This window comes from Pseudohalocynthiibacter sp. F2068 (assembly GCF_023015645.1).
In the GTDB taxonomy this organism is placed as follows: Bacteria; Pseudomonadota; Alphaproteobacteria; order Rhodobacterales; family Rhodobacteraceae; genus Pseudohalocynthiibacter; species Pseudohalocynthiibacter aestuariivivens.
The window spans coordinates 407,297-430,649 of record NZ_JALKAK010000001.1 but is presented as its reverse complement, the minus strand read 5'-3'; the positions used below and the strand labels follow the sequence as shown (position 1 = coordinate 430,649).

Here is a 23,353-nt window from a genome sequence, read left to right as displayed (position 1 = left end):
ATACGATCACGAACTCTTCGGACTTATAGCAGTCTTCCGACGCTTTACGTCGACCCTAGCCCGCTGCGCGGGATTGGCGTTTGCGTTCGTGTGGGTCGAGGTAGCGTTTGCGCATCCGGATAGCGTTTGGCGTGACTTCGACGAGTTCGTCGTTGTCGATATAGGCAATCGCCTCTTCCAGAGAATAACGCACAGGTGTGGTGAGGCGTACTGCCTCGTCCGTGCCCGAAGCACGAACGTTTGTCAGCTTTTTACCTTTAAGGGGGTTCACTTCCAGATCATTCTCGCGCGAATGCTCGCCAATGATCATTCCCTGATAAATGGTTTCCTGCGCGCCAATGAACATTTTACCGCGATCTTCAAGGTTGAATAGCGCATAGGCGACGGACACACCATTTTCCATCGAAATCAAAACACCTGCGCGCCGACCCGGAATTGCACCCTTGTGAGGGGCCCATTCATGGAACACCCGGTTCAAAACGCCGGTTCCGCGTGTGTCTGTCAGAAATTCGCCGTGATAGCCAATAAGCCCGCGGGACGGGACATGTGCAATGATCCGCGTCTTGCCAGCGCCCGCAGGTTTCATCTCAGCAAGTTCACCTTTGCGCACACCGGTTATTTTTTCAATCACAGCGCCGGAATACTCATCATCGACGTCAATTGTGACTTCTTCGATGGGCTCTAGCCTTTGACCATCTTCTTCTCTGAACAAAACCTGTGGGCGAGAGATCGAAAGCTCGAATCCTTCGCGCCGCATGTTTTCGATAAGAACTCCCATCTGCAACTCACCACGGCCCGCCACTTCGAAGGCGTCACCGCCGGGGGTGTCTGTCACATGAATTGCCACGTTAGACTCGGCTTCCTTCATCAGACGCTCGCGGATGACGCGGCTCTGCACTTTTTTACCTTCACGTCCCGCCAGCGGGCTGTCGTTGATGCCGAATGTCACGGAAATTGTGGGTGGGTCAATCGGTTGGGCGGGTAGCGCTGTGTTGACCGATGGGGCCACCAGAGAATCTGCAACCGTTGCTTTGGACATGCCAGCAATTGTTACGATGTCGCCGGCTTCGGCCAAATCGATTGCCTGTTGGCCCAAACCGCGAAAGGCCAGAATTTTTGAGACACGGAAATTTTCAATAAGTTCGCCGTCGCGCGTCAGCGATTTGATACTTTCGCCTGCCTTCAAGGTGCCGGATTCAACACGTCCTGTCAGAATTCGCCCAATAAAGGGATCGGCGCCCAGTGTTGTTGCTAACATCCTGAACGGTTCGTCCCGACGGGCAACCTGCGCGGGAGGCGGGACGTGCTCTATCACCAGATCAAAAAGCGCGCTCAAATCTTTGCGTGGACCGTCCAGCTCCATGTCCGCCCAGCCAGACCGACCCGATGCATACATCGCCGGGAAATCAAGCTGGTTGTCGTCTGCACCAAGGTTGGCGAACAGATCAAAACATTCGTCCAATGCGCGATCAGGTTCGGCATCGGGTTTGTCTACTTTGTTAAGAACAACAATCGGCCGCAGCCCCAGCGCAAGCGCCTTGGACGTGACGAATTTGGTTTGGGGCATTGGGCCTTCGGCCGCATCGACCAGCAATACAACACCGTCAACCATCGAAAGAATACGCTCAACTTCGCCACCAAAGTCGGCGTGGCCAGGGGTATCCACGATGTTGATCCGGGTGCCTTTCCATTCAACGGACGTTGCCTTCGCAAGGATGGTAATACCGCGCTCACGCTCCAGATCATTGCTGTCCATTGCGCGTTCCGTGGTCGCCTGGTTTTCACGGTAGGTGCCTGACTGTTTCAGCAGCTCATCTACAAGCGTGGTTTTGCCATGGTCAACGTGCGCGATGATGGCGATATTGCGAAGTTCCATTGGAAGGTAGCCTTGTCCTGTTCGCGCGCGGCGTACCGTGCAGGCGCAGAAAAGACCAGCCCTAAAGCACAAATCCCGGCGATTGCGCCAGAATATAGCGTTTAATGTGTCGCAGAATTCGAAAAGAGGTGAATGACCAGAATACCAAGCAGTATAAAGCCGATCCCCAGAATAGCGGCAAAATCGAGTTTCTGGCCAAACGCCAGAAAACCGATTGCTGCGATAAAGACGATGCCAAGGGCCGACCATATCGCATAAACAATGCCGACTGGCATAGATTTGAGAGTCAGCGCCAGCAGGTAAAAGGAAATACCGTAGCCAACAACAACAATGATTGATGGAATGAGCCGGGAAAACTGATGGCTTGCCTGAAGGGCTGTTGTTCCAATCGTTTCGGCCATGACTGCAAGTATCAGATAAACATAATGAATTGGCATTGTTGTCTCTTTCGTTGCTTACAAGGGCAGTTCAGTCGTTTCTTTTAATTCTTCCATGACAAAACTTGCAGAAACGTCCGACATATCAATCTTGTTTATCAATCTCTGATAAAGTTGGTCATATCCGGCGACGTCGCTGACGCGGGCGCGGATCAGATAGTCCAGATCACCTGTCATGCGGTACGCGCTTAAAACTTCCGGCATATCACTTGTCGCACGTGCGAATTTGGTCAGCCAGTTCGCATCGTGAGAACTGGTTCGGATAAACATGAAGACGGTCAAACCAAGCCCGACCTTGCCTGGTTCAAGCAACGCGACGCGGCCCCGAATAACACCGGAATCTTCCAGCGCTTTGATCCGGCGCCAACAGGCGTTTCGCGAAAGATGCACCTTTTCCCCGAGCGACTCGAGCCCCAAAGAGGCGTCACGTTGCAATTCTTTTAATATTTTGCGGTCTGTTTCATCAATGATAGCCATAAGGTGAATCATATTGGGAAAATTTCACCTAAAAAAGCAGAAACCGTAGAAAGATGGGAAAAATTCACAACCGGTTTGTTTTAATCTCGGTTTGAACAGGACCAAGAAGGGAATTGAAATGATTACCAAAGTTTTTCTAGAGCATCCGCGAAGCGTAGAAGAAACTTACCTCGAGCATGCGCGATTTGCGTCGGGCTTTTCACTGAGACTTCTTGCTGCTGGCTTTGCGGCGATGGTGCATGCGGTTATTCCATGCATGTTCGAAAAAACCGCAAGCCGGATGGTCGCTGAAATATATGCGCGCACGCACAATCGCGGAAAGTAACAACCCTGCACCATTAGAGACGACTCTGGGAGGGGGAGTATCCGGCTGATTGTTTTGATTGCCACCACTCACATCAATATGGAATCAAAGCAGAATTTATGCATGGATACGGGAAAGGGCGGGTCGCATACGCACCCCGCCCTTTCTTTGTCTCTCGAATGAAATATTAACCCGCTAAAGCGGCATTCAGGTTTTCATCAACTTTTTCCAGGAAGCCTTCGGTTGTCAGCCATTTCTGGTTTGGTCCAACAAGCAGAGCAAGGTCTTTGGTCATGAAGCCGCTTTCAACGGTATCAACAACGACTTTTTCCAGCGTTTCAGCAAACCGCATCAACTGGTCATTGCTATCCAGTTTAGCACGGTGCTTCAGGCCACCTGTCCAAGCATAGATCGATGCTATGGAGTTTGTTGACGTTGCCTCGCCCTTTTGGTGCTGACGGTAGTGGCGGGTCACGGTGCCGTGGGCGGCCTCTGCCTCAACAACCTTTCCATCCGGGGTCATCAACTGGCTGGTCATCAGGCCAAGCGAGCCAAAGCCCTGCGCAACTGTGTCTGACTGAACGTCGCCATCGTAGTTTTTACAGGCCCAAACAAAGCCACCGGACCACTTCATTGCAGCGGCGACCATGTCATCGATCAGGCGATGCTCATAAGTGATGCCTGCTTTTTCGAATTTGCCAGCGAACTCTTCGTCAAAGACTTTCTGGAAAAGGTCCTTAAAGCGGCCGTCATAGGCCTTCAGGATCGTGTTCTTCGTCGACAGGTAAACTGGCCAGCCAAGCTTCAGGCCGTAGTTCATAGAGGCGCGAGCGAAATCGATAATAGAGCTATCAAGATTGTACATACCCATAGCCACACCAGAGGATGGCGCGTCATACACTTCTTTCTCGATCACTGTTCCGTCTTCGCCAACAAATTTCATTGTAAGCTTTCCGGGGCCGGGCATCAGGAAATCTGTTGCTTTATACTGGTCACCAAAGGCGTGGCGACCGATAACAATCGGTTGGGTCCAGCCGGGAACAAGCCGCGGGACATTGGAACAGATAATTGGTGCGCGGAACACAACACCACCAAGGATGTTGCGGATGGTTCCGTTGGGGCTGCGCCACATCTGTTTCAGACCAAATTCTTCAACGCGCGCTTCATCCGGTGTGATGGTTGCACATTTTACACCAACACCGACTTCTTTGATTTTTTCGGCGGCGTCGATGGTGATCTGGTCGTTCGTTTCATCGCGCACTTCCATGCCGAGATCGTAATAGAGCAGATCTAAATCCAGATAAGGAAGGATCAGTTTCTTTTTGATAAAATCCCAGATGATGCGGGTCATTTCGTCTCCGTCGAGTTCGACGACGGGATTCTCCACCTTGATCTTGGTCATGGGGTTGGCCTCTTTGCTAAGTGAATCAAATTCCCGCGTCTTCTACGCTAAATTCTTCAGCAAGGGAAGACGGTATACGATTGTATACGTAAATGTCGCAAGCCGGTTCTAGTCAAGACCGCGCGCAGCGAACCATGGCTTGATCTTCTCGCGTATATAGGCCCAGACCCAGGGTGCGCCCTTGTTAACCTTTTCGCCTATACGGCTATCAATTTGCGCAAGCCTAACGTCGTATTGCTTCCAACTGCTCCCATCATTCGCAAGATTAAGCAGAAGCGGCTGAACACGATCAATCGCTTTGCCGAAAATTGCGTCAGGGGTGATTGCAGCTTCAAACTCATCCCAAAGCGCGCGAAACTCCTTTGACTGATCTTCGGGCAACAAGTTGAAAATCCGATCAGCCGCTCGCTGTTCTTTTGCGTCTTGATCGGCAGTATCGAACTGCGAATGTATCGGCGCATCACCGGCGTCGATTTCGACGATATCGTGGATCAGCAGCATTTTGATAACACGGGTGATTTCGACTTCAGAGCCCGCTTGATCGGCCAGAACCATCGCATACATGGCAATGTGCCAACTGTGTTCGCCAGAATTTTCCGGGCGGGAGCCGTCGTTAATAGCTGTCGCGCGAAGAATACCCTTGAGTTTGTCAATTTCCTGAAGAAAGGCGAACTGCTGCGTCAGGCGCGTTGTCATTGCGCTTTTGCGGCTTTCGTTCGGCATTCTTCAAGATATTTACGCGCTCTTGCTTCTGCGCGGCGCACACGAATTGCCGTCAAATAAGCTTCTTGAGCAGTGGTCGAACTTGCGCCCAGTATTTCTGAAACCTCAAGAATGATTTTTTCGTTTTCCAGACGTTCAGAGGTTGCAAGCGCATCTACTGCGAGCTCATCTGCAAGATCTTCTACAATGCCCATCGTTATAAAACCCCTGGCTTTGTAAGTTAGCGTGTTGTTTCGGTCAGCCGGCGCCGGACATAGGCATCAACCGAGCTAAGCATCGTGTCCATATGAGGGTCTTCAAAGAAATGTCCGGACCCTTCGATTTCCTGATGGGTAACCGTGATGCCTTTTTGCTCGTGTAGTTTTTCAACAAGCGTGTGCGTATCCTGCGGCGGTGCAACCCGGTCGTTGGTGCCGTTGATAATCAGACCAGACGCCGGGCAGGGTGCGAGAAAGCTGAAGTCATACATGTTTGCGGGCGGGGAAACCGAAATAAATCCGGTGATCTCTGGCCGGCGCATCAGCAACTGCATGCCAATCCAGGCACCAAAGCTAAATCCGGCAACCCAGCAGTGCTTTGAGTTCTGGTTCATCGATTGCAGATAGTCGAGCGCAGACGCCGCATCTGACAATTCGCCAATACCTTGGTCATACTCGCCCTGTGACCTGCCGACACCCCGGAAGTTAAACCGCAAAACGGTGAACCCCATATTGTAGAAGGTGTAGTGCAGATTATAGACGACGCGATTGTTCATCGTGCCACCAAACTGCGGGTGCGGATGCAAAATGATCGCAATTGGTGCGTCTTTTTCTTTTTGCGGGTGGTAGCGTCCTTCAAGGCGGCCTTCCGGCCCCGGGAATATAACCTCGGGCATTGCTGTCCTTGTCTCTCTTTTTGCTAAGCAGGCGGTATTCTTGACGAAATCACTCGACTACATTAGAACAATTCTAAATTCCGACGGGTATGCCGGATGGCTGTTACGGAGTTAAGGCCACAACAGCCGCACGTCAATGTTTTTGCAGGGAAAGACCAATGAAACTCAGCACAAAAGGCCGATATGCAATGGTTGCGCTCGCTGATCTGGCACTTCAGCCCAAAGGATCACTGGTTTCGCTTGCCGAAATATCCAAACGCCAGGACGTGTCGCTGCCCTATCTGGAGCAATTGTTCGTAAAGCTGCGCCGTGCAGATCTGGTAGAATCGGTCCGCGGGCCGGGTGGTGGGTACAGGCTTGCGCACGCACCCTCGGAAATAAGAGTTGTGGATGTTTTGACCGCAGTTGATGAAACCGTTTCGGCGATGCACACGGGGGCGGGGGCATCGGGCGCTGTGTCTGGTTCAAGGGCGCAATCGCTTACCAACCGGCTTTGGGAAGGGTTGTCAGCGCATGTCTATGTATTTTTGCATCAGACCCGTCTTTCTGATGTTGTGAAGAACGACCTTACGCCATGTCCTGCGGTACCAAATTTGTTTGAAGTGGTTGATGAAAGTTGACCCGCACTTATTTGGATTGGAACGCGACAACGCCGCTTCGCCCCGAAGCACGCGCAGCCATGATTGCGGCGATGGATGTGTTCGGCAATCCGTCGTCCGTGCACGCAGAAGGCCGCGCCGCAAAAGCGATTGTTGAGCGTGCGCGCGCGCAGGTCGCCGAAGCTTTCGGTGCTTTGGGGGCGGATATTGTCTTTACCTCTGGTTCAACGGAAGGCGCCGCGCTTGCGCTTGCCGGTCGTAACCTGAACGGAGCGCTCGTTGAACATGACGCCGTTGCAAGCTGGATTAACCCCACCCTGAACGTCAGTGCGGACGGGGCGGTCGAGGTGACAGATCCTGTGTCATCGACGCTTCAGGCGGCGAACAGCGAAACCGGAATTCTGCAGGAACTACCTGAGGGGCTCGCAGTCACAGACGCGACCCAGATTTTCGGCAAACTTCCGTTTGCCTTCAGTTGGTGCGGGGCCGAAATGGCACTTGTCTCTGCGCATAAACTGGGTGGCCCAAAGGGTGTTGGGGCTGTTGTGCTGCGGCAGGGCGTTGATTTACCATCACAAATTAAAGGTGGCGGTCAGGAAATGGGGCGTCGGTCCGGTACCGAAAACCTGATTGGGATCGCTGGATTTGGTGCCGCAGCCGAAGCTGCAACGCGCGATTTGGCCGATGGAATGTGGGATCGGGTCGAGAAACTTAGAAACATTCTAGAAAAAGAACTGGCAGAATCTGTAAAATGTACTATTTTTGTCGGGAAAGGCGCGAAACGACTTCCAAACACCTCTTGCTTCGCTGTTCCGGGATGGAAAAGTGAGACACAGGTGATGCAGATGGACCTTGCAGGCTTTGCCGTTTCGGCGGGGTCGGCCTGTTCATCCGGTAAGGTCAAGGCAAGCCCAGTGCTGTTGGCGATGGGCTATGACAAGGAAACTGCAGGATCAGCGATCCGGGTGTCCCTTGGGCCAACGACCAGCGAGGATGACGTATTGCGCTTTGCAGATACATGGGCGGCGCATTACCAGAAATTCCGCGCACGCGCTGCTTGAGGATCGGGCGTTAAGCCTATGAAAGTTAAAGAGAACGGGTAAGATTATGGCTGTCTTTGAGGATGTAGACGTAAAAGAAGGCGTCGATCAGGAAACTGTAGAAGCGGTGCAATCTTTGTCCGGAAAGTATAAGTACGGCTGGGAAACAGATATCGAAATGGAATACGCGCCAAAAGGCGTGAACACCGATATCGTTCGTTTGATCTCTGGTAAAAATGAAGAACCGGAATGGATGACGGAGTGGCGTTTGTCTGCCTTTGCCCGTTGGGAACAGATGGAAGAACCGACGTGGGCAATGGTCAGCTATCCGACAATCGACTTTCAGGATATCTACTACTACGCCCGCCCGAAAAGTATGGAAGTGAAGCCAAAATCTCTTGACGATGTAGATCCCAAGCTGCTCGCAACTTATGCGAAGCTGGGAATACCACTGAAAGAACAGATGATTTTGGCGGGTGTGGAAGGGGCTGAGGGTGCCCCGGCCGAGGGGCGCAAAGTTGCTGTCGATGCGGTGTTTGATTCCGTTTCCGTTGGAACAACGTTTCAGGAAGAACTGAAAAAAGCCGGTGTCATCTTTTGTTCGATTTCAGAGGCAATCCGCGAGCACCCGGAACTGGTTAAAAAGTACCTTGGAACGGTGGTTCCGGCATCTGACAACTTCTATGCCACACTGAATTCTGCAGTGTTTTCAGATGGTTCATTCGTTTATGTGCCGCCGGGCGTTCGTTGCCCGATGGAGCTGAGTACATATTTCCGCATTAACGCGGAAAACACAGGGCAATTTGAACGTACCCTGATCATTGCTGATAAAGGCAGCTACGTGAGTTACCTGGAAGGCTGCACAGCACCGAAACGCGATGTCGCACAGCTTCATGCCGCCGTGGTTGAAATCATCATCGAAGAAGACGCCGAAGTTAAATACTCCACCGTTCAAAACTGGTACCCCGGTGACGAAAACGGCGTTGGCGGCATCTACAACTTTGTCACCAAACGCGCGGATTGTCGCGGGGACCGGTCCAAAGTGATGTGGACACAGGTTGAAACCGGGTCTGCCGTGACATGGAAGTATCCTTCCTGCATCCTCCGTGGCAACGAAAGCCAAGGAGAGTTTTACTCTATCGCGATCGCCAACAATATGCAGCAGGCCGATACCGGCACCAAAATGATCCACCTTGGAAAGAAGACAAAATCCAGGATCGTTTCAAAAGGGATCAGTGCCGGGAAGGCGCAGAACACCTACCGCGGGCTGGTTTCGATGCACCCCAAGGCAAAGGACAGCCGGAACTACACGCAATGTGACTCTCTGCTGATTGGTGACAAATGCGGTGCGCATACCGTTCCTTATATCGAAGTAAGGAACAACAGCAGTCGGGTTGAACACGAGGCAACGACGTCCAAAGTTGATGATGAACAGCTGTTTTACTGCCGCCAGCGCGGAATGGACGAAGAAGAGGCCGTGGCGCTTGTTGTAAACGGTTTTGTCAAAGACGTTCTACAGGCCTTGCCGATGGAATTCGCGCTTGAAGCCCAAGCGCTTGTCGCGATTTCCTTAGAAGGTTCAGTGGGCTAATGGCTAGGGTGTTGAGTTGTCAGAACGGTTCTAGAAGCGAGGGTAAATCCCTTGTCTGAATCATTTCAGGACCGTCTTCGAAGGATAGAACACAAGAATAATGTAGGTTCGCCTGTTTCTGAACCTGTTTTGGTCGCTCAGAACATCGAAGAAAACCCGGCATTTTCACTAATGAATATTGGCTGGGCTTTTTTGGGCGCGTTGTGGGGGTTCATTGCGATCAGTTGCGTGAATTTTGCCAACGCGAACTACGATCTGATTATGGCGGAACGGGAGCAGTCTCCCGAGATGATTAACGTTCTGGCGGGAACTGCAGGGTTTGGATTGTTATCGGTTGTGGTTGCCCTCGTTCTTGGAATTCTTGCTTTGACACTTATGACAGGTCGAACAGGATTGAGAAGGATGATGCTGGGGTTCTTGTTCGGAACCGCCGTTGCTGCGGTTTCCGGGCTAATGCCCACGGTATTGTAAGGTGATACGGTTGTTGGAAAATGGCAAAAGGATTTCGATTATTGCAGCATTGCTCACAGGTGGGTTTTGTACGGTTTTTGCGATTTTTACTGAACATCGTACTTCCGACAATGACTGTAACAGCGCTTCTGTTAGGGGCTGGGACATCTGGTTTTCTGGGCAGCCTGTTTGCCCAAACCGTTCTTGAAGGGCGCAAGTAAGGCTGCGAATGTTCGATAAGACCCTTTCTGGAACGGAATGATCGGCCCTCGCGGCCACAAAAGTTAAAGCAAAGCGTCGCTTGGCGCAGATGGTGAAGAAGAGTTTAAAATGTTAGAAATCAATAATCTGCACGTCAAACTTGAAGAGGAAGACAAGGTCATCCTTAAAGGCGTTTCCTTGTCGATTGGTGCGGGTGAAGTGCACGCTATTATGGGACCGAATGGGTCTGGAAAATCAACGACCTCTTATGTTCTGTCAGGACGTGACGGTTACGAAGTGACTGAGGGCACCGTTACGCTAAACGGTGAAGACATACTGGAAATGGAGCCTGAAGAACGCGCCGCGGCTGGCCTGTTTCTTGCTTTTCAATATCCCGTGGAAATTCCGGGCGTTGGGAACATGACGTTCCTAAGGACCGCGGTGAATGCCCAACGCAAGGCGCGCGGTGAAGAAGAGATGAGTGCGGCAGATTTTCTGAAGTTTATCCGGGCAAAAGCCAAGACCTTAAAGATCGACGCGGACATGCTGAAGCGGCCCGTGAACGTCGGGTTTTCGGGCGGCGAAAAGAAGCGCAATGAAATTCTGCAAATGGCGATGCTTGAGCCTAAAATGTGCATTCTCGATGAAACCGATTCAGGTCTTGATGTTGATGCAATGAAACTTGTGGCAGAAGGTGTGAATGCCCTGCGTGACGAGGGGCGTTCGTTTCTGGTTATCACGCATTATCAAAGGCTTCTGGATCATATTAAACCTGATGTCGTCCACATCATGGCAGATGGCCGCATTGTGAAAACCGGCGGGCCTGAATTGGCGCTGGAAGTTGAACACAATGGGTACGCTGATATTTTGGCGGAGGTTGCGTGATGGCGCTGCGCCAGACAAAAGAAGATGCAACGACGGCAAGGCTGGAAGGTTGTTCCCTGCCGGAAGGTGGGAGTTGGGCGACAGCAGCGCGCAAATCTGCGCTCGCTCGGTTGCAGGATATGGGTTTGCCCACGCGTCGTGACGAGTACTGGAAGTTCACGCGTCCAGACACGCTGACTTCATCCGAAGTCCCCCGCGCAGCGGTCTTCGATCCGAAGGATGAACCGCCAGTATTTGATGCGATCGATCGGCTGAAGATTGTTTTTGTTGACGGCGTTTTTGACCCCGAGGCATCAGATGATCTGGCTATGGCCGGTGTAAAGATCGAACGACTGGAACACGCAGCTGAAAGCGATATTCACTGGGCGAAAGAGCTTTATGGGAAGCTAGAGACAAACGGTCAGACCCCCGTTCAGCGCCCGCTTGCGGCAATGAACACTGCCTTTGCAACTGATGGCCTCATTATTCATGTGACGAAGAAGGCCGCCAGACCGATTTCTTTGATTTATAACCATGGATCAGATGATTCAGACGTATTGTTGCATCACGTAATCAAGGTTGAACCCGGTGCTGAACTGACCGTGCTAGAGAATGGTCCAGCCGCAGCGCGCTTCAATAAGGTTATGGAAGTTGAAGTTTGTGACGGCGCTGCCTTCCATCATGTTCGTGCGCAGGGCAGAGATCATGAACGTCGCGCAGTCACCCATTTGTTTGGGCGGCTTGGGGCGGAAAGCACGTTTAAATCTTTCACCCTCACGGCCAACGGCGTTCTAACCCGAAACGAAGTTGTCCTTGAAATGATAGGTGACGATTCCGTTGCCCATGTTGCAGGCGCTGCATTGGGGGATGGTGATTTTCACCATGACGATACGATTTTCATCACACATGACGCCGTAAATTGCGAAAGCAGGCAGGTCTTTAAGAAAGTGCTGCGAAATGGCGCGACAGGCGTTTTCCAGGGCAAAATTCTTGTGAAAGCAGGGGCTCAGAAAACAGACGGTTATCAGATCAGCCAAGCTTTGCTTTTAGATGGCGACAGCCAGTTTCTAGCTAAACCAGAGCTCGAAATCTATGCTGATGATGTTGCGTGTTCGCACGGGTCAACAACTGGTGCGATTGACGAAGAAGCCTTGTTTTATCTTAAATCGCGTGGTGTTCCGGAAACAGAAGCCCAGGACCTTTTGGTAAAAGCCTTTCTTGCAGAAGCAATTGACGAAATTGAAAACGAAGAGATTTCTGAAGATCTGACAGCTCGACTTGAGGGCTGGCTTGTAAGGCGACGCGGGTAAGGGAAGCAAGATGTCTGTCACTCGTGATATCTTCCGGTCTTATGTGCGTCCGCGTCTTGTGGCAGAGCGCCGGATTGAGGGGGATGATGAACCCCTTGCTCTTGGCTACCTCATCAGCGCCTGCATTATTCTGTTTGTTGCGACGCTTCCAGGGTTGCAACGCAGTGCACATCTGGCTCCGGAGAACGGTAATCTGGCGAGCCTTGCTTATGGGTCCTTTCTGGGTGCGGTCCTCCTTGCGCCAATTGTGCTTTATGCGCTGTCTGCGCTTTTGTGGCTGATACTGCGACTTGCAGGAACCGGGCTCTCCGGGGTGCGCGTGCGACTTGCATTATTTTGGGCTCTTCTTGTAACGACTCCTCTGATGCTTTTGCGAGGGTTAACAGAGGGTCTTGTCGGGGCTGGTATGCAACTTCAGTTGATGAACCTGATGGCCGGACTTGGGTTTTTGTTCTTTACAACGGTCGCAATTGGTGTTGCACGCGGACTTGCACCCAGAGACGCCAACCGCTGAATATGATGAGTAACAACAAAGTAAACCAGCACGTAGTGAGAGCGACATGACCCCAATTACAACTGAACTGCTGGATTCCCTGCGCCTGTCGCTTAAACGTCCCAAAGACGGGATGCGCCGGGTTTTGTTGCTTGGGCTAAATCGGCAAACTCTGTGGTTAGCGCTTGGAATAAGCGTTATCGTTGCGACCTTGCTGAATTACGTACACGAGATGGTGACGCCTGTTGTCACGGATTTGCAAGGTAACCCACTTGTCCTGCCCAGCCCATTTATTCTTGTTTTCTTTACACTTGTTGTGCGGATTTTAATTGATTTCGTTATCGCGCGTCTCGGAAATGCCTTTGGTGGCACGGGCAATTTTTTTGATATCCTGCTGGCAGATATCTGGTTGCGCGTTTTTGAAATCGTTCTGATGGTGGCGGGCATTGTCGCCTATTTGATCAGCCCGGGGGTTGGGCAGATGGTGCTCTATGCGACTTATTTTTATCTGTTCTGGCTGATGCTTAATTTTGTCGCCGAAGCGCATGGCGGAATGTCTCTCGGAAAAACACTTGGGCTTGTTCTTTTGTCCGCGCTGATCGCCGCGATACCGATCATCGTTATCCTTAACCTGATGGGCGTGAGCCCAGTGATCGGTACGTAAACATGTATGATGTTGCCTCTATTCGCCGTGATTTTCCGATACTGTCACGTCAGGTGAACGGTAAGCCGTTGGTCTATTTAGATAACGGTGCGTCTGCCCAAAAACCGCAGGTGGTTATTGACGCAATCACACAAAGTTACGCTGAAAACTATTCCAACGTGCATCGCGGGCTGCATTTTCTGTCCAATCTGATGACGGAACAATATGAGGCCGTCCGCGGAACCATCGCACGCTTTCTGAATGCGGGTGATGAGCGGGAGATTGTACTGAACTCCGGTACGACCGAGGGGATCAATACCGTCGCATACGGCTGGGCTATGCCCCGTATGGAAGCGGGTGACGAAATTGTTCTGAGCGTGATGGAGCACCATGCCAACATCGTACCCTGGCATTTTCTGCGTGAACGTCAGGGTGTGGTGCTGAAGTGGGTCGATGTTGATGCGAACGGTGATCTTGATCCGCAAAAAATTCTGGATGCGATCGGACCAAAGACCAAGCTGGTTGCTGTGACGCATATGTCAAACGTGCTGGGTACAATTGTTGACGTTAAATCGATTTGCGAAGGTGCGCGGGCAAAAGGCGTGCCGGTTCTAGTTGACGGCTCTCAAGCCTCTGTTCATTCACCCGTAAACGTTCAGGATATCGGGTGCGATTTCTATGCGATTACGGGGCATAAACTCTACGGTCCATCAGGGTCAGGCGCAATCTACATCCGTAAGGAACGAATGGCTGAAATGCGCCCCTTCATGGGAGGCGGTGATATGATCCGCGAGGTCAGCAAGGATGCTGTCAGCTATAACGACCCACCGATGATGTTTGAGGCAGGAACACCCGGTATCGTTCAGACAATCGGGTTTGGTGCCGCACTTGAATACATGATGAACCTCGGGATGGAGGATGTTGCCGCGCATGAACGCACGCTCCGAGACTATGCGCGTTCGCGCCTTGATGGGCTGAACTGGCTAAGCGTTCAGGGAAAATCCGCAGGCAAAGGAGCAATCTTTTCCTTCACGCTGGATGGCACGGCCCACGCTCATGATATTTCAACTGTGCTGGACAAAAAAGGAATCGCTGTGCGGGCAGGGCATCACTGTGCCCAACCGCTGATGGAACACCTTGGTGTTCCGGCGACAGCGCGTGCGTCATTCGGTTTGTATAATACCAAGGAAGAAGTCGACGTATTGGTCGACGCGCTGGAACTATGCCACGATCTCTTGGGTTGAACCACTCCTAGCGAAGCGCACTAAAGGCCCGGTCTAACCCGTTTGCAACCGTGTCGACGTCGTCCATCGACAGGCAAAGCGGCGGCACCATCCGCAGCACGGATTGATACTGGCCGGATTTTGACAGGATAAGCCCGGATTCGCGGCAGTTTTCAAATACGGCAGCCGTCGTCTCTGGGTCCGGCTCTTTAGTTTTCCGGTCCTTCACCATTTCAATGGCGAGCATCAGGCCCCGACCGCGCACATCGCCAATCGCCTTGTGCTTGTCTTGCAGGTCTTTAAGACGTGCCAGCAAGGCGTTCCCGACGTTCTTTGCATTAGGTTGTAGTTTTTCGTCGCGAATTACGGCCAATACGGCCCGGCCAGCGGCACAACAGGTTGGATTGGCCCCATAGGTGTGGAACATGAATTTTTCAGCCATCGGCGCTGCGATGTGTTTCTGCGTAACAACGGCCCCAAGCGGGAAGCCATTGCCAATGCCCTTGGCCATGACCACGATATCGGGGATCACGCCGTCGGCCTCAAAGCCCCACATGTTGTCGCCGGTGCGGCCAAACCCTGATTGCACCTCATCCGCTATGTACAGGCCGCCAGCGGCCCGCACGCGTTCTGCCGCACCTGACATGTATCCTTTGGGCATTTCGATGATACCGCCATATCCCTGCACGGATTCAACGAATATTCCGGCAACACGGCCTGTCGTTGCCGCTCTGATGGTCTGATCGATTTCATCCAGATAAGGATCGGCACCTTTGCCAAAGATGCCCCGGTACTGGTTTGGTTCAGGCACAAAGGCAACGTTGCCTGACATGCCAGGATGGCGGAAATTTGCGATTCCGGTGATCGACTGTGCACCCGACGTTGGCCCATGATATCCGGAGCGGAGCGCAAGTAGGTCAAGATTTCCCGTAAAGGTGCGCGCAACTGCCATCGCGAGATCAACTGCTTCGGAACCTGAATTGGTGAAATGCACCACCCATTCGATGTTGTCATCTTTTCCTTTTGGCATTGTTGCAGCAAATTCCTCGGCAAAATGAGCGGGAACGGGATGATGAAACATCGTCGTGCAATGAGTCAGTTCCTGCGCCTGTTCCATCGCAGCCGACACGACGCGTGGATGCGAATGGCCCACCGAAATGCAGACATTCATGCCCAGAAGGTCAGTGTACTTATTTCCTTCGGCATCCCAAAGGTATTGCATCGACCCTTTCTTAAAGACGATAGGGTCTTTGAAAGGTACAAATTTTTGCTGTGAGGCCGCGTAGTAGGTGTCGCGCCGGGCCGCCGTTGCTTCGGTTGACCAGTCTATGTTCAGGTGGGTTTCATCGTTCATCGTGTCTCTCCGAAAGGATCAGGCCCTTAAGCGCAGGTTATCAGGATCATAGGGTGGCGTCGAAAGAACCGTCGCCTTGCAGGGCTTGCCAAGGATTTCGACGGTCAGATCATCTCGCAATCCTCGGATGCGAAGGTAGGCCAGCGCCAGAGCCATACCGGTGCGGTGTCCGAAACCACCCGAGGTTATGATGCCAACTGCCTTGCCATTATGAAAAACAGGGTGGGCATAAAACGGATCAACCTCTTGGGTTTCTAGCTCCAGCAAGACCATTTCCCATCGGTTGTCGCGTGACATTCGTGCTTTCAACGCCTCGCGCCCGGTAAATTCGTGCCCCTCGGGCTTCACCAGAAACCCGACACCGGTTTCAACTGGTGTGCGTTCTGTTGTGAGATCAGCCCCCCAGCCGCGATACCCTTTTTCAAGGCGCATGGAGTTGGCAGCATAAGCCCCGTAAAAGCCAAGCGAATGTTCTTTTCCCGCGGTTTCAATTGCGAGAAAGATATCTCTTAAGTCTGATCTTGCCGCGTGCAATTCCCACCCCAATTCACCGACATAAGACATGCGCAAGGCTAAAACGGTTTTTCCGGCAATCTGAATGATCTTTGAACTGAGCCATGGAAAACCGTCATCAAGGTTCTGATCCGTCAGTTTTGCCAAGGTTGCACGGGATTTTGGCCCCATCAGCCCCAAGACGCCCCGGTCTTCGGTGACATTGCTGACAGCAACATTGAAACCAACCGCGTGTTCCTTCAGCAAATCCCAGTCCATTTCCTCGGCCGCAGCAGCAGACGTTAGGTAGGCATGGTCATCTGTGAGCATGGCCACTGTGAATTCTGAACGCGTCCCCCCGGCAGGGGTCAACGCATGTGTCAGCCCGATCCGGCCCGGCTTGGGTGCCGTGTTTGCGCCGACCGTATCGATAAACTCTCGTGTATCCGGGCCATTGACCTCAAACTTGGAAAAAACAGACAAATCAGCCAGACCAACATGGTTTGTCACGGTATCGATCTCGCGCGCCACATGCTCAAACCAATTCGGTCGCCTGAAGCTATGGGTCGCCGTGTCACCCGTTTTATCCGAGAACCAATTTGGCCGTTCCCAGCCGTAAGCCGCACCCATCACCGCGCCGCGTTCCAGCATTTCATCGTGGATCGGGGACAGGCGTTTGTTTCGGGCGGCAGGGCGTTCTTCATAGGGGTAATGCACGCCGAACTGCAGACCAAAGCATTCAACGGCTTTAGCGACGCGATAGTCACGGTCCGCCCATTTGCCAAAACGCCGGCTGTCAACGGCGAGCGCGTCCATGGGGGGTGCGCCATGTGTCATCCAATGCGCAAGGAACCAACCTGCGCCGCCACCCTCCATAACACCCATGGAAGAGCCGGTTAGCAACCACGCGTTTTGCAACCCATGCGCGGGGCCGATCAGCGGGTTGGCATCGGGGGTAAAGGTGATTGGGCCATTGACGACAGATTTCACACCGCCATCGCCAAGGGCAGGGATTCGCGCCATCGCCGCCTCAATGATGTGTTCAACCCGATCAAAGTCTGGCGGCATCAAATCAGCACCAAAATCTGGCGGGACACCATCAACAGACCATGGCTGTGCTTCGCTCTCATAGGGGCCGAGGATCAGCCCGTCGCGTTCTTGCCGGACGTACCAGCTTTCTTCGGGATCGCGGATAATAGGAAGTTCCATTTTACCCGCTGCAATGCGGTCTGCCACTTCGGGAACTGTGTCTGTGACAAGGTATTGGTGCAGCATTGGAACCGAAGGAATGTTCAGTCCCATCATGTGACCAATTTCCCAGCCCCATGTTCCGGCGGCATTCACAATGTGGCGCGCGTTGATCGCGCCCTTCTGGGTCTCAATGCGCCAAACGTCACCCTCACGCCGGATGGACAGCACGGGGTTGTAGCGCTGTATTGCGCCACCGTTTTGCGTCGCTATACGTGCCATCGCGTTGGTAGCAAGCGTTGGGTCCACATGGCCGTCGTCAGGTTCGTATATCCCGCCAAGCAGACCGTCGAGATTGGCAAGTGGATGCAACTCTGCGATCCGCCCGGGTGTCAGAATTTCCAGTTCATACCTTGTAAACTTCGACAGCCCTGCGACATGTGCAAATTCATCCATTCGGTCCGGGTTTCGGGTAATTCTCATAGCACCAGACGGGTGAAACCCAACGTCCTGTCCGGTTTCCTGGGGCAGCGTATCACGGTAGAGCCTTACAGATGTTGCACGCAATTCCTGAATTGTTGCGTTGTGCGCGAAATGAGTGCAAAGCCCCGCTGCGTGCCAGGTGGAGCCATGGGTGAGATCGTTCTTTTCCACAAGTACGACATCTTTCCAGCCCGCTTTGGTCAGGTGATACATGAGCGAAACACCCATCACGCCACCGCCAATAATCAAAACCTGTGCGTTAGTCATGCGCGCATCCTTTCGCCCGATGGATCATAGGGCGGTTTAAGAAGTGCTTTGGCGGGATAGTGTTTTCCTGCCACCTCAATCGTGAACTGACGACGACATGTTGCGGAGAGGGGTTCACCAGCTTTTGTTTCGATCAGCCCGAACGCAAGGTTAAGCCCGGTTCGTGTCCCAATCGCGCCCGAGGTTGTCAGCCCCACGACGCGGCCATTTTCCCATATGGGTTCATCATGCAGGAGCAACGGCGAACCTTTGACGTGCAGCAGAACCAGCTTTTTTGTCAAGCCCTGCGCCTTTTGAGCCTCAAGAACGTCCTTACCCAAAAATGCCTTCGTCCAGTCAATCGTAAAGCCAAGCCCGGCTTCAAGCGGGCTAATCTCTGGCCCAAGATCATGGCCCCAATGTTTGAACCCCTTTTCAATGCGGCAGGCATCCAGGGCATAGTGCCCCATTGGCTGGGCCCCGTCGCGGATCAGCGCGTCGAAAACCGTGCCTGCATTTGGCACGGGAATGCCAAGCTCCCAACCAAGTTCACCCAGAAAACTGATGCGTGTTGCGCGGCAGGGAATGCCGGAAAGCGTGACAGCGCGTGCAGTGGAGAACGGGAAGTTATTCCAATCATCAGGTGATTGGTTTTGCAGAAGTTGCCGCGACCCGGCACCCATGACGCCAAGGACAACTTCCTGCTCAGTTCTGTCGTTGATTGTTACCTCATACCCGTTTGCGGCGCGGCGCAAGTAAGCCATGTCTTTGCTGCGGGTTGCAGCCCCCGAGGTGATACGGAACAAATCTTTAGCAAGCCGGGTTATTGTGACATCACCTTCAATACCGCCTTTCGCGTTCATCAGCGGGGTGTAGATGGCGCGACCAACCGAGACATCTATTTGCCCTGCTGCAATCCAGTTCAAGAACGCCACAGCGTCTTTGCCGCTTACGTCGAATTTACCAAAGGGCGACAGATCCAGCAGCGCAGTCCCGTGGCGTAACACCGGCGCTTCGCGTTCTAAGATCTTCTGCCAAGGTTGCGCGCCGACGGAGTACGGGAGGTTTCGTTCGGTTTCATCTTTCGCGTACCAAAGCCCGCGTTCCCAACCAGCCGTCAGCCCAAAGACAGCACCCGCTTTGGCCCAGTGGTCATGCAGAGCAGATTTGCGCAGGCCGCGTCCGGCTTTGGGTTGTTTATAGGGCCAGTGCAGTTTGAACAGGTCTGAAACCGCCTCTTTCATCCTGTCCTTCATGTGTGAAGGCTGCGATGTTTTGGGGTCAACGCGTGCGATATCGACCTCCCACAACTCCATGGGTGCGGTTTTGTCGACCATCCAGTCCGCGAGTACCCGGCCAATGCCCGCTGAGGACATGATGCCAACCGAATTCATTCCCGCAGCGACGAACAGCCCGTCGATTTCTGGCGTTTCTCCGATTAAGGGTCGCGTGTCGGCGGTAAAGCTTTCCGGGCCGTTCATGAAATGCTGAATGCCGGTAGTTTCCAGCGCGGGAACCAAGGCAAGGGCCGCCTCCATGAAAGGGGTAAACTGATCCCAGTCCTCTGCCATCTCAAGAAACGGGCGGTTGCCCTCGGGGCCATAGGCGTCCCAGCACTTTGCGTTTGGCTCAAACCCACCGATGACAAGCTTGCCTGCGTCGCCCTTGATGTAGATGCCTGTATCAAGATCACGTAGTACTGGAAAAGGTTGAGCAAGGTCGGGCATCGGTTCTGTCACAACATACATATGCTCGACCGCTTGCAGGGGCAGGGCGACACCAGCGGCATCCGCCAGTTTTTTTGACCATGCGCCTGCACAAAGCGCGACTTGGTCGGCCTCTATGATTCCGCCATCAGCGAGCCGCACGCCTTTTACCTGCGCGCCGTTGCAAACAAGCGCGGCCACTTCGGTGTTTTCGCGAATTTCCACGCCCATTGTTTTCGCAGCGCGCGCATAGGCCATGCACAGGTCAACCGGGTTCACGCTTGCGTCTTCGGCCACCGACATGCCGCCGATCAGGCCAGTGGTTTTTATGTCGGGCAGGGCGCTCGCAACGTCATTGGGGGTAATGATTTTCGGATGCAGCCCAAAAAGACGGCCCAATGCCGCAATCCTATGCAACTCATCCATGCGTTCTGGTACACGGGCCAGCCAATATCCACCGGTTTCGCGGTATCCTGTACTTAGCCCGGTTTCTTCTTCAAGTTTCGGAAACAGCTCGCCTGCATACATCGCAAGCTTTGTCATGTTGGGTGTGGCCCGCAATGGGCCAACAATGCCAGCAGCATGCCAGCTAGTGCCGGAGGTTAACTGATTGCGCTCCAGCAAAAGCACATCATCTGCCCCCCGCTTGCCCAGATGATAGGCAAGGCTGAGACCAATGGCACCGCCGCCTATGATGATAACCCGCCCCATCTCAGTAGTAATTCACATCTGGTTTTTCGGCTTTTCGCTTCGCGATGTAGGTTTGCAGGGCCTCGTCTATGGCTGGGTCAAGGCCGGGGTCTTGATAGCCTTCCAGCCGTTGTTTCCAGAGCGTGTTGGCGCGCGTTGCTGCATCCAATTCACCGTCTGCGACCCATTGCTCGTAGGAATTGTTGTCTGGTGTATCCGGGCGGAACAATGCGGTTCTGAAGTTTTCTTGCGTGTGTTCAGAACCCAGGAAATGTGCGCCTGGTCCGGTTGCCGCAATAGCGGCCATGGCCTGTGCATTTTCGCTCAGATCAATTCCGTCGAAAAACCGGGCCACCTTGCCGCAAAGATCTGCGTCGAGCATGGTTTTCTCAAAGCTGGTCACAAGCCCGCCTTCCAACCAGCCCGTCGCGTGGTTGATGACATTGGCACCTGCGAACATAGACATCATAAGACCCCATGTTGCCTCTTGCTGTGATTGGCCGTCAGGCAGCTTTGAGGCCGAAAGGGTGCCAACCGTATGAAGTGGTACCCCAAGGCGTCGCGCAAGTTGCCCGGCGGCCAGAACCATTTGACCAGCCTCGGGTGTGCCAAAGGTGGGCGCGCCATTCTGCATCGAAAGGGTAGAGGCAAAGCTGCCCATCAGGCAGGGCGCACCGGGATTGATAAGTTGCACAAGGCAAAGAGAAGCTAATGCTTCGGCCAGAACCTGGGTCAGCGTTCCTGCGACGGTGCAGGGGCTCATCGCACCGGCAAGGACCCACGGCGTGCAGGCAACCGGCTGGCCCGCGCGGGCATAAGTTTTCAAAGCCCCGGACATATTGGCATCCATCACCAGTGGCGCGTTGGTGTTGGACACGCAGTAAAGGACCGGATTATTGGCAACGAATTCTTTGCCAAAAACAATACGCGCCATATCAAGCGCATGACCCGCACGCTCTGCCCCGATGAAAGCGCCCATAAACGCCCGGTCTGACCAGCGGATATGGGCATAAAGCATATCGAGATGGCGTTTGTTGGCGGGCAAATCGACGGGTTCACATACGACACCGCCTGAATGGTGCAGGTAGGGAATTGTGTGGTGAAGTTTTACCAGCCGCGTGAAATCATCATGCGTTGCATAGTGGCGCCCTTGGTCAAGATCATGCACAAAGGGCGGCCCCCATGACGGGCATAATACCGTATTTCGCCCACCCATTCTGACGGAGTTTTCGGGATTGCGCGCATGTTGTGTAAATTCGGACGGGGCGGTTGCCTGAATGGTCTTGCGGCAAAAACCGGGTTCAAACCGGACGCGCGTCCCTTCGACATCACAGCCCGCATCCTGAAATATCTGCAATATTTCGGCGTCATCGTGAAATTCCATGCCAGTCTGCTGCAAAAGCAAATCAGCGTTATGTTCTATAAGCGAAAGCCCTTCATCGCTCAGAATCTCAAAACACCCGATCTTTCGAACAATGAATGGCGCGCGCTTTTCTGTTGTTCGGCCCAAGCTTGCGGCGTGACCGTTTCGACCACCGGAACGGCGTTTCTTTTCTCGTGGGTCAGGGGGTTGAGTGTTCACCTGTTAGCCTCACTGTCATTGGCAAATGTTTGAATTTTCTCTCTGCAAATTGCAAATACGGATTAACAACATTAGTTAATCTAATAGTGCGTATTAGCGATCTAGCCGGGATGAATTTCTATGGTGAGTCGAATTTCCTTTGATAACAACCTGATAAAGGCGATGGAGGTCTTTGTTGCCATTGCTGAAACCGGACAGGTTACAATCGCGGCGAAATTGCTTGGAATCACACAATCAGCCGCGTCACAGCACTTGCGAACATTGGAAACCACCTTTGGCGTGACGCTTCTAGATCGTACTGTTCGACCAGTAAAACTGACGCAGGCGGGCGAATTGTTTCATCGTCACACGCTTCGGGTTCTGAATGAAGTAGAAGATCTTGTTACCGACATGCGCCACCAAGGTGCACGCCCAATCAGCAGGCTGCGCGTTGGTATGCTGGCATCCACCGCGACAACCCTAACACCCGACCTTGTTGCGCTTGCGAAGGACGAATTTAAAGTTGACGACATGACGGTCTACGCAGGTCAGGAAACGGATCACGCAGGCTTGTTACGCACCAAGCAAGTTGACCTCGTCATAACCTCAAACCCCCTGTACGACATGGATGGTTTGGAGCGGCATTCGATCCTGAAGGAATCCTTTTTGCTTGTATTGCCAAAGTCTTACGACGGTCCAACGTCAAACCTGGAAGAAATATTCAAGAGACTACCGCTTGTCCGCTTTGCAAGCACAACAAGCATTGGTCGGCGGACAGAGCAGCATTTACGCCGTTTGAAACTGCAGGCGCCACGGGTTATTCAGGCGGATCGTTCAAGCATGGTGACGGCCTGCGTTGCACGTGGTATGGGATGCACCTTGTTGACGCCAAGCTTGCTGATTGATGGTTTTGTCGAACGAATGCCCCTTAATATCAGACCTCTGCCAATTGCTGGCATCTCACGTACCATTACGTTGCTTGCGCGCAGCAAAGAACTTGGCGCTTTGCCAAACAGGTTTGCTGAAACGTCAAAACGCATACTGATAACGCAGATCGAGCGACAGATGGGGCAAACCGGCCTGAATGCCGTTGAAATTTTGTCTGATGAATAGCGGTACTAATCAT

At 53.0% G+C, this 23,353-nt stretch carries 22 protein-coding genes; 11 read left to right on the top strand and 11 right to left on the bottom strand.

Going from position 1 to position 23,353, the window contains the following annotated elements; translation table 11 throughout:
- Positions 1–55: 55 nt before the first annotated feature.
- From typA to MWU63_RS02090, 3 genes are all read right to left on the bottom strand, one after another.
- Positions 56–1,876, bottom strand: coding sequence for a translational GTPase TypA (gene typA, locus MWU63_RS02100; protein WP_213887812.1), 1,821 nt, complete (start codon positions 1,874–1,876; stop codon positions 56–58).
- Between the two features lie 101 nt (positions 1,877–1,977).
- Entirely contained in the window at positions 1,978–2,313 is a 336-nt protein-coding gene (locus tag MWU63_RS02095) for an SMR family transporter (protein ID WP_213887813.1), read from the bottom strand.
- A gap of 18 nt (positions 2,314–2,331) precedes the next feature.
- A complete protein-coding gene (locus MWU63_RS02090) occupies positions 2,332–2,790 on the bottom strand; it encodes an Lrp/AsnC family transcriptional regulator (RefSeq protein WP_213887814.1) in 459 nt (152 codons plus the stop codon).
- Positions 2,791–2,908: 118 nt separating this feature from the next.
- Here MWU63_RS02090 and MWU63_RS02085 point away from each other — a divergent pair, with 118 nt between their 5' ends.
- Positions 2,909–3,115: a DUF6356 family protein gene (locus MWU63_RS02085; RefSeq protein WP_213887815.1), complete on the top strand. Its 207-nt coding sequence runs from the start codon at positions 2,909–2,911 to the stop codon at positions 3,113–3,115.
- Positions 3,116–3,281: 166 nt separating this feature from the next.
- On the opposite strand, the gene MWU63_RS02080 is transcribed toward MWU63_RS02085, so the two are convergent.
- The 4 genes from MWU63_RS02080 to MWU63_RS02065 all read right to left on the bottom strand — a co-directional run bounded on the left by MWU63_RS02080 (position 3,282) and on the right by MWU63_RS02065 (position 6,093).
- A complete protein-coding gene (locus MWU63_RS02080) occupies positions 3,282–4,496 on the bottom strand; it encodes an NADP-dependent isocitrate dehydrogenase (protein ID WP_213887816.1) in 1,215 nt (404 codons plus the stop codon).
- 108 nt (positions 4,497–4,604) lie between these two features.
- Positions 4,605–5,192 carry an HD domain-containing protein gene (locus MWU63_RS02075; protein ID WP_247076810.1) on the bottom strand — a complete coding sequence of 196 codons (588 nt, stop codon included), beginning with the start codon at positions 5,190–5,192 and terminating at the stop codon, positions 4,605–4,607.
- Positions 5,189–5,413 carry a hypothetical protein gene (locus MWU63_RS02070; RefSeq protein ID WP_213887818.1) on the bottom strand — a complete coding sequence of 75 codons (225 nt, stop codon included), beginning with the start codon at positions 5,411–5,413 and terminating at the stop codon, positions 5,189–5,191. Before MWU63_RS02070 ends, MWU63_RS02075 begins: the two co-directional genes overlap by 4 nt.
- Positions 5,414–5,439: 26 nt before the next feature.
- Complete coding sequence (locus tag MWU63_RS02065; RefSeq protein WP_213887819.1) at positions 5,440–6,093, bottom strand: alpha/beta hydrolase; 654 nt, start codon at positions 6,091–6,093, stop codon at positions 5,440–5,442.
- A 158-nt stretch (positions 6,094–6,251) separates the two neighbouring features.
- Here MWU63_RS02065 and MWU63_RS02060 point away from each other — a divergent pair, with 158 nt between their 5' ends.
- From MWU63_RS02060 to MWU63_RS02020, 9 genes are all read left to right on the top strand, one after another.
- On the top strand, positions 6,252–6,713 hold the full coding sequence (locus MWU63_RS02060) for an Rrf2 family transcriptional regulator (protein WP_247076808.1): 462 nt from the start codon (positions 6,252–6,254) through the stop codon (positions 6,711–6,713).
- Positions 6,710–7,753, top strand: coding sequence for a cysteine desulfurase family protein (locus MWU63_RS02055; protein ID WP_213887821.1), 1,044 nt, complete (start codon positions 6,710–6,712; stop codon positions 7,751–7,753). Before MWU63_RS02060 ends, MWU63_RS02055 begins: the two co-directional genes overlap by 4 nt.
- Positions 7,754–7,799: 46 nt before the next feature.
- Positions 7,800–9,323 carry a Fe-S cluster assembly protein SufB gene (sufB, locus tag MWU63_RS02050; protein WP_213887822.1) on the top strand — a complete coding sequence of 508 codons (1,524 nt, stop codon included), beginning with the start codon at positions 7,800–7,802 and terminating at the stop codon, positions 9,321–9,323.
- 51 nt (positions 9,324–9,374) lie between these two features.
- Positions 9,375–9,794 (top strand): hypothetical protein, encoded by a 420-nt coding sequence (locus tag MWU63_RS02045; protein WP_247076805.1) that lies wholly within the window; start codon positions 9,375–9,377, stop codon positions 9,792–9,794.
- A gap of 309 nt (positions 9,795–10,103) precedes the next feature.
- Positions 10,104–10,859, top strand: a complete 756-nt coding sequence (gene sufC / locus MWU63_RS02040; RefSeq protein ID WP_213887824.1) for a Fe-S cluster assembly ATPase SufC — start codon at positions 10,104–10,106, stop codon at positions 10,857–10,859.
- Positions 10,859–12,148: a Fe-S cluster assembly protein SufD gene (gene sufD / locus MWU63_RS02035; RefSeq protein ID WP_213887825.1), complete on the top strand. Its 1,290-nt coding sequence runs from the start codon at positions 10,859–10,861 to the stop codon at positions 12,146–12,148. Before sufC ends, sufD begins: the two co-directional genes overlap by 1 nt.
- A gap of 10 nt (positions 12,149–12,158) precedes the next feature.
- Complete coding sequence (locus tag MWU63_RS02030) at positions 12,159–12,662, top strand: YIP1 family protein (protein ID WP_213887826.1); 504 nt, start codon at positions 12,159–12,161, stop codon at positions 12,660–12,662.
- A 46-nt stretch (positions 12,663–12,708) separates the two neighbouring features.
- On the top strand, positions 12,709–13,305 hold the full coding sequence (locus MWU63_RS02025; protein WP_213887827.1) for a hypothetical protein: 597 nt from the start codon (positions 12,709–12,711) through the stop codon (positions 13,303–13,305).
- A 2-nt stretch (positions 13,306–13,307) separates the two neighbouring features.
- Positions 13,308–14,528, top strand: coding sequence for a cysteine desulfurase (locus MWU63_RS02020; protein ID WP_213887828.1), 1,221 nt, complete (start codon positions 13,308–13,310; stop codon positions 14,526–14,528).
- 7 nt (positions 14,529–14,535) lie between these two features.
- Here MWU63_RS02020 and MWU63_RS02015 read toward each other — a convergent pair whose 3' ends face one another.
- Genes MWU63_RS02015 through MWU63_RS02000 form a run of 4 tightly spaced genes read right to left on the bottom strand, consistent with a single transcriptional unit; the run spans position 14,536 to position 22,248 of the window.
- Entirely contained in the window at positions 14,536–15,861 is a 1,326-nt protein-coding gene (locus MWU63_RS02015; RefSeq protein WP_213887829.1) for an aspartate aminotransferase family protein, read from the bottom strand.
- Between the two features lie 18 nt (positions 15,862–15,879).
- The gene (locus MWU63_RS02010) at positions 15,880–18,291 is read right to left on the bottom strand and encodes an FAD-dependent oxidoreductase (protein ID WP_247076803.1); all 2,412 of its coding nucleotides are present in this window, start codon (positions 18,289–18,291) and stop codon (positions 15,880–15,882) included.
- Complete coding sequence (locus tag MWU63_RS02005) at positions 18,288–20,687, bottom strand: FAD-dependent oxidoreductase (RefSeq protein WP_213887831.1); 2,400 nt, start codon at positions 20,685–20,687, stop codon at positions 18,288–18,290. The genes MWU63_RS02010 and MWU63_RS02005 overlap by 4 nt, the downstream gene beginning before the upstream one ends.
- Position 20,688: 1 nt before the next feature.
- Positions 20,689–22,248, bottom strand: a complete 1,560-nt coding sequence (locus MWU63_RS02000) for a trimethylamine methyltransferase family protein (RefSeq protein WP_213887832.1) — start codon at positions 22,246–22,248, stop codon at positions 20,689–20,691.
- A gap of 120 nt (positions 22,249–22,368) precedes the next feature.
- Here MWU63_RS02000 and MWU63_RS01995 point away from each other — a divergent pair, with 120 nt between their 5' ends.
- Complete coding sequence (locus MWU63_RS01995; protein ID WP_213887833.1) at positions 22,369–23,340, top strand: LysR family transcriptional regulator; 972 nt, start codon at positions 22,369–22,371, stop codon at positions 23,338–23,340.
- Positions 23,341–23,353 lie beyond the last annotated feature (13 nt).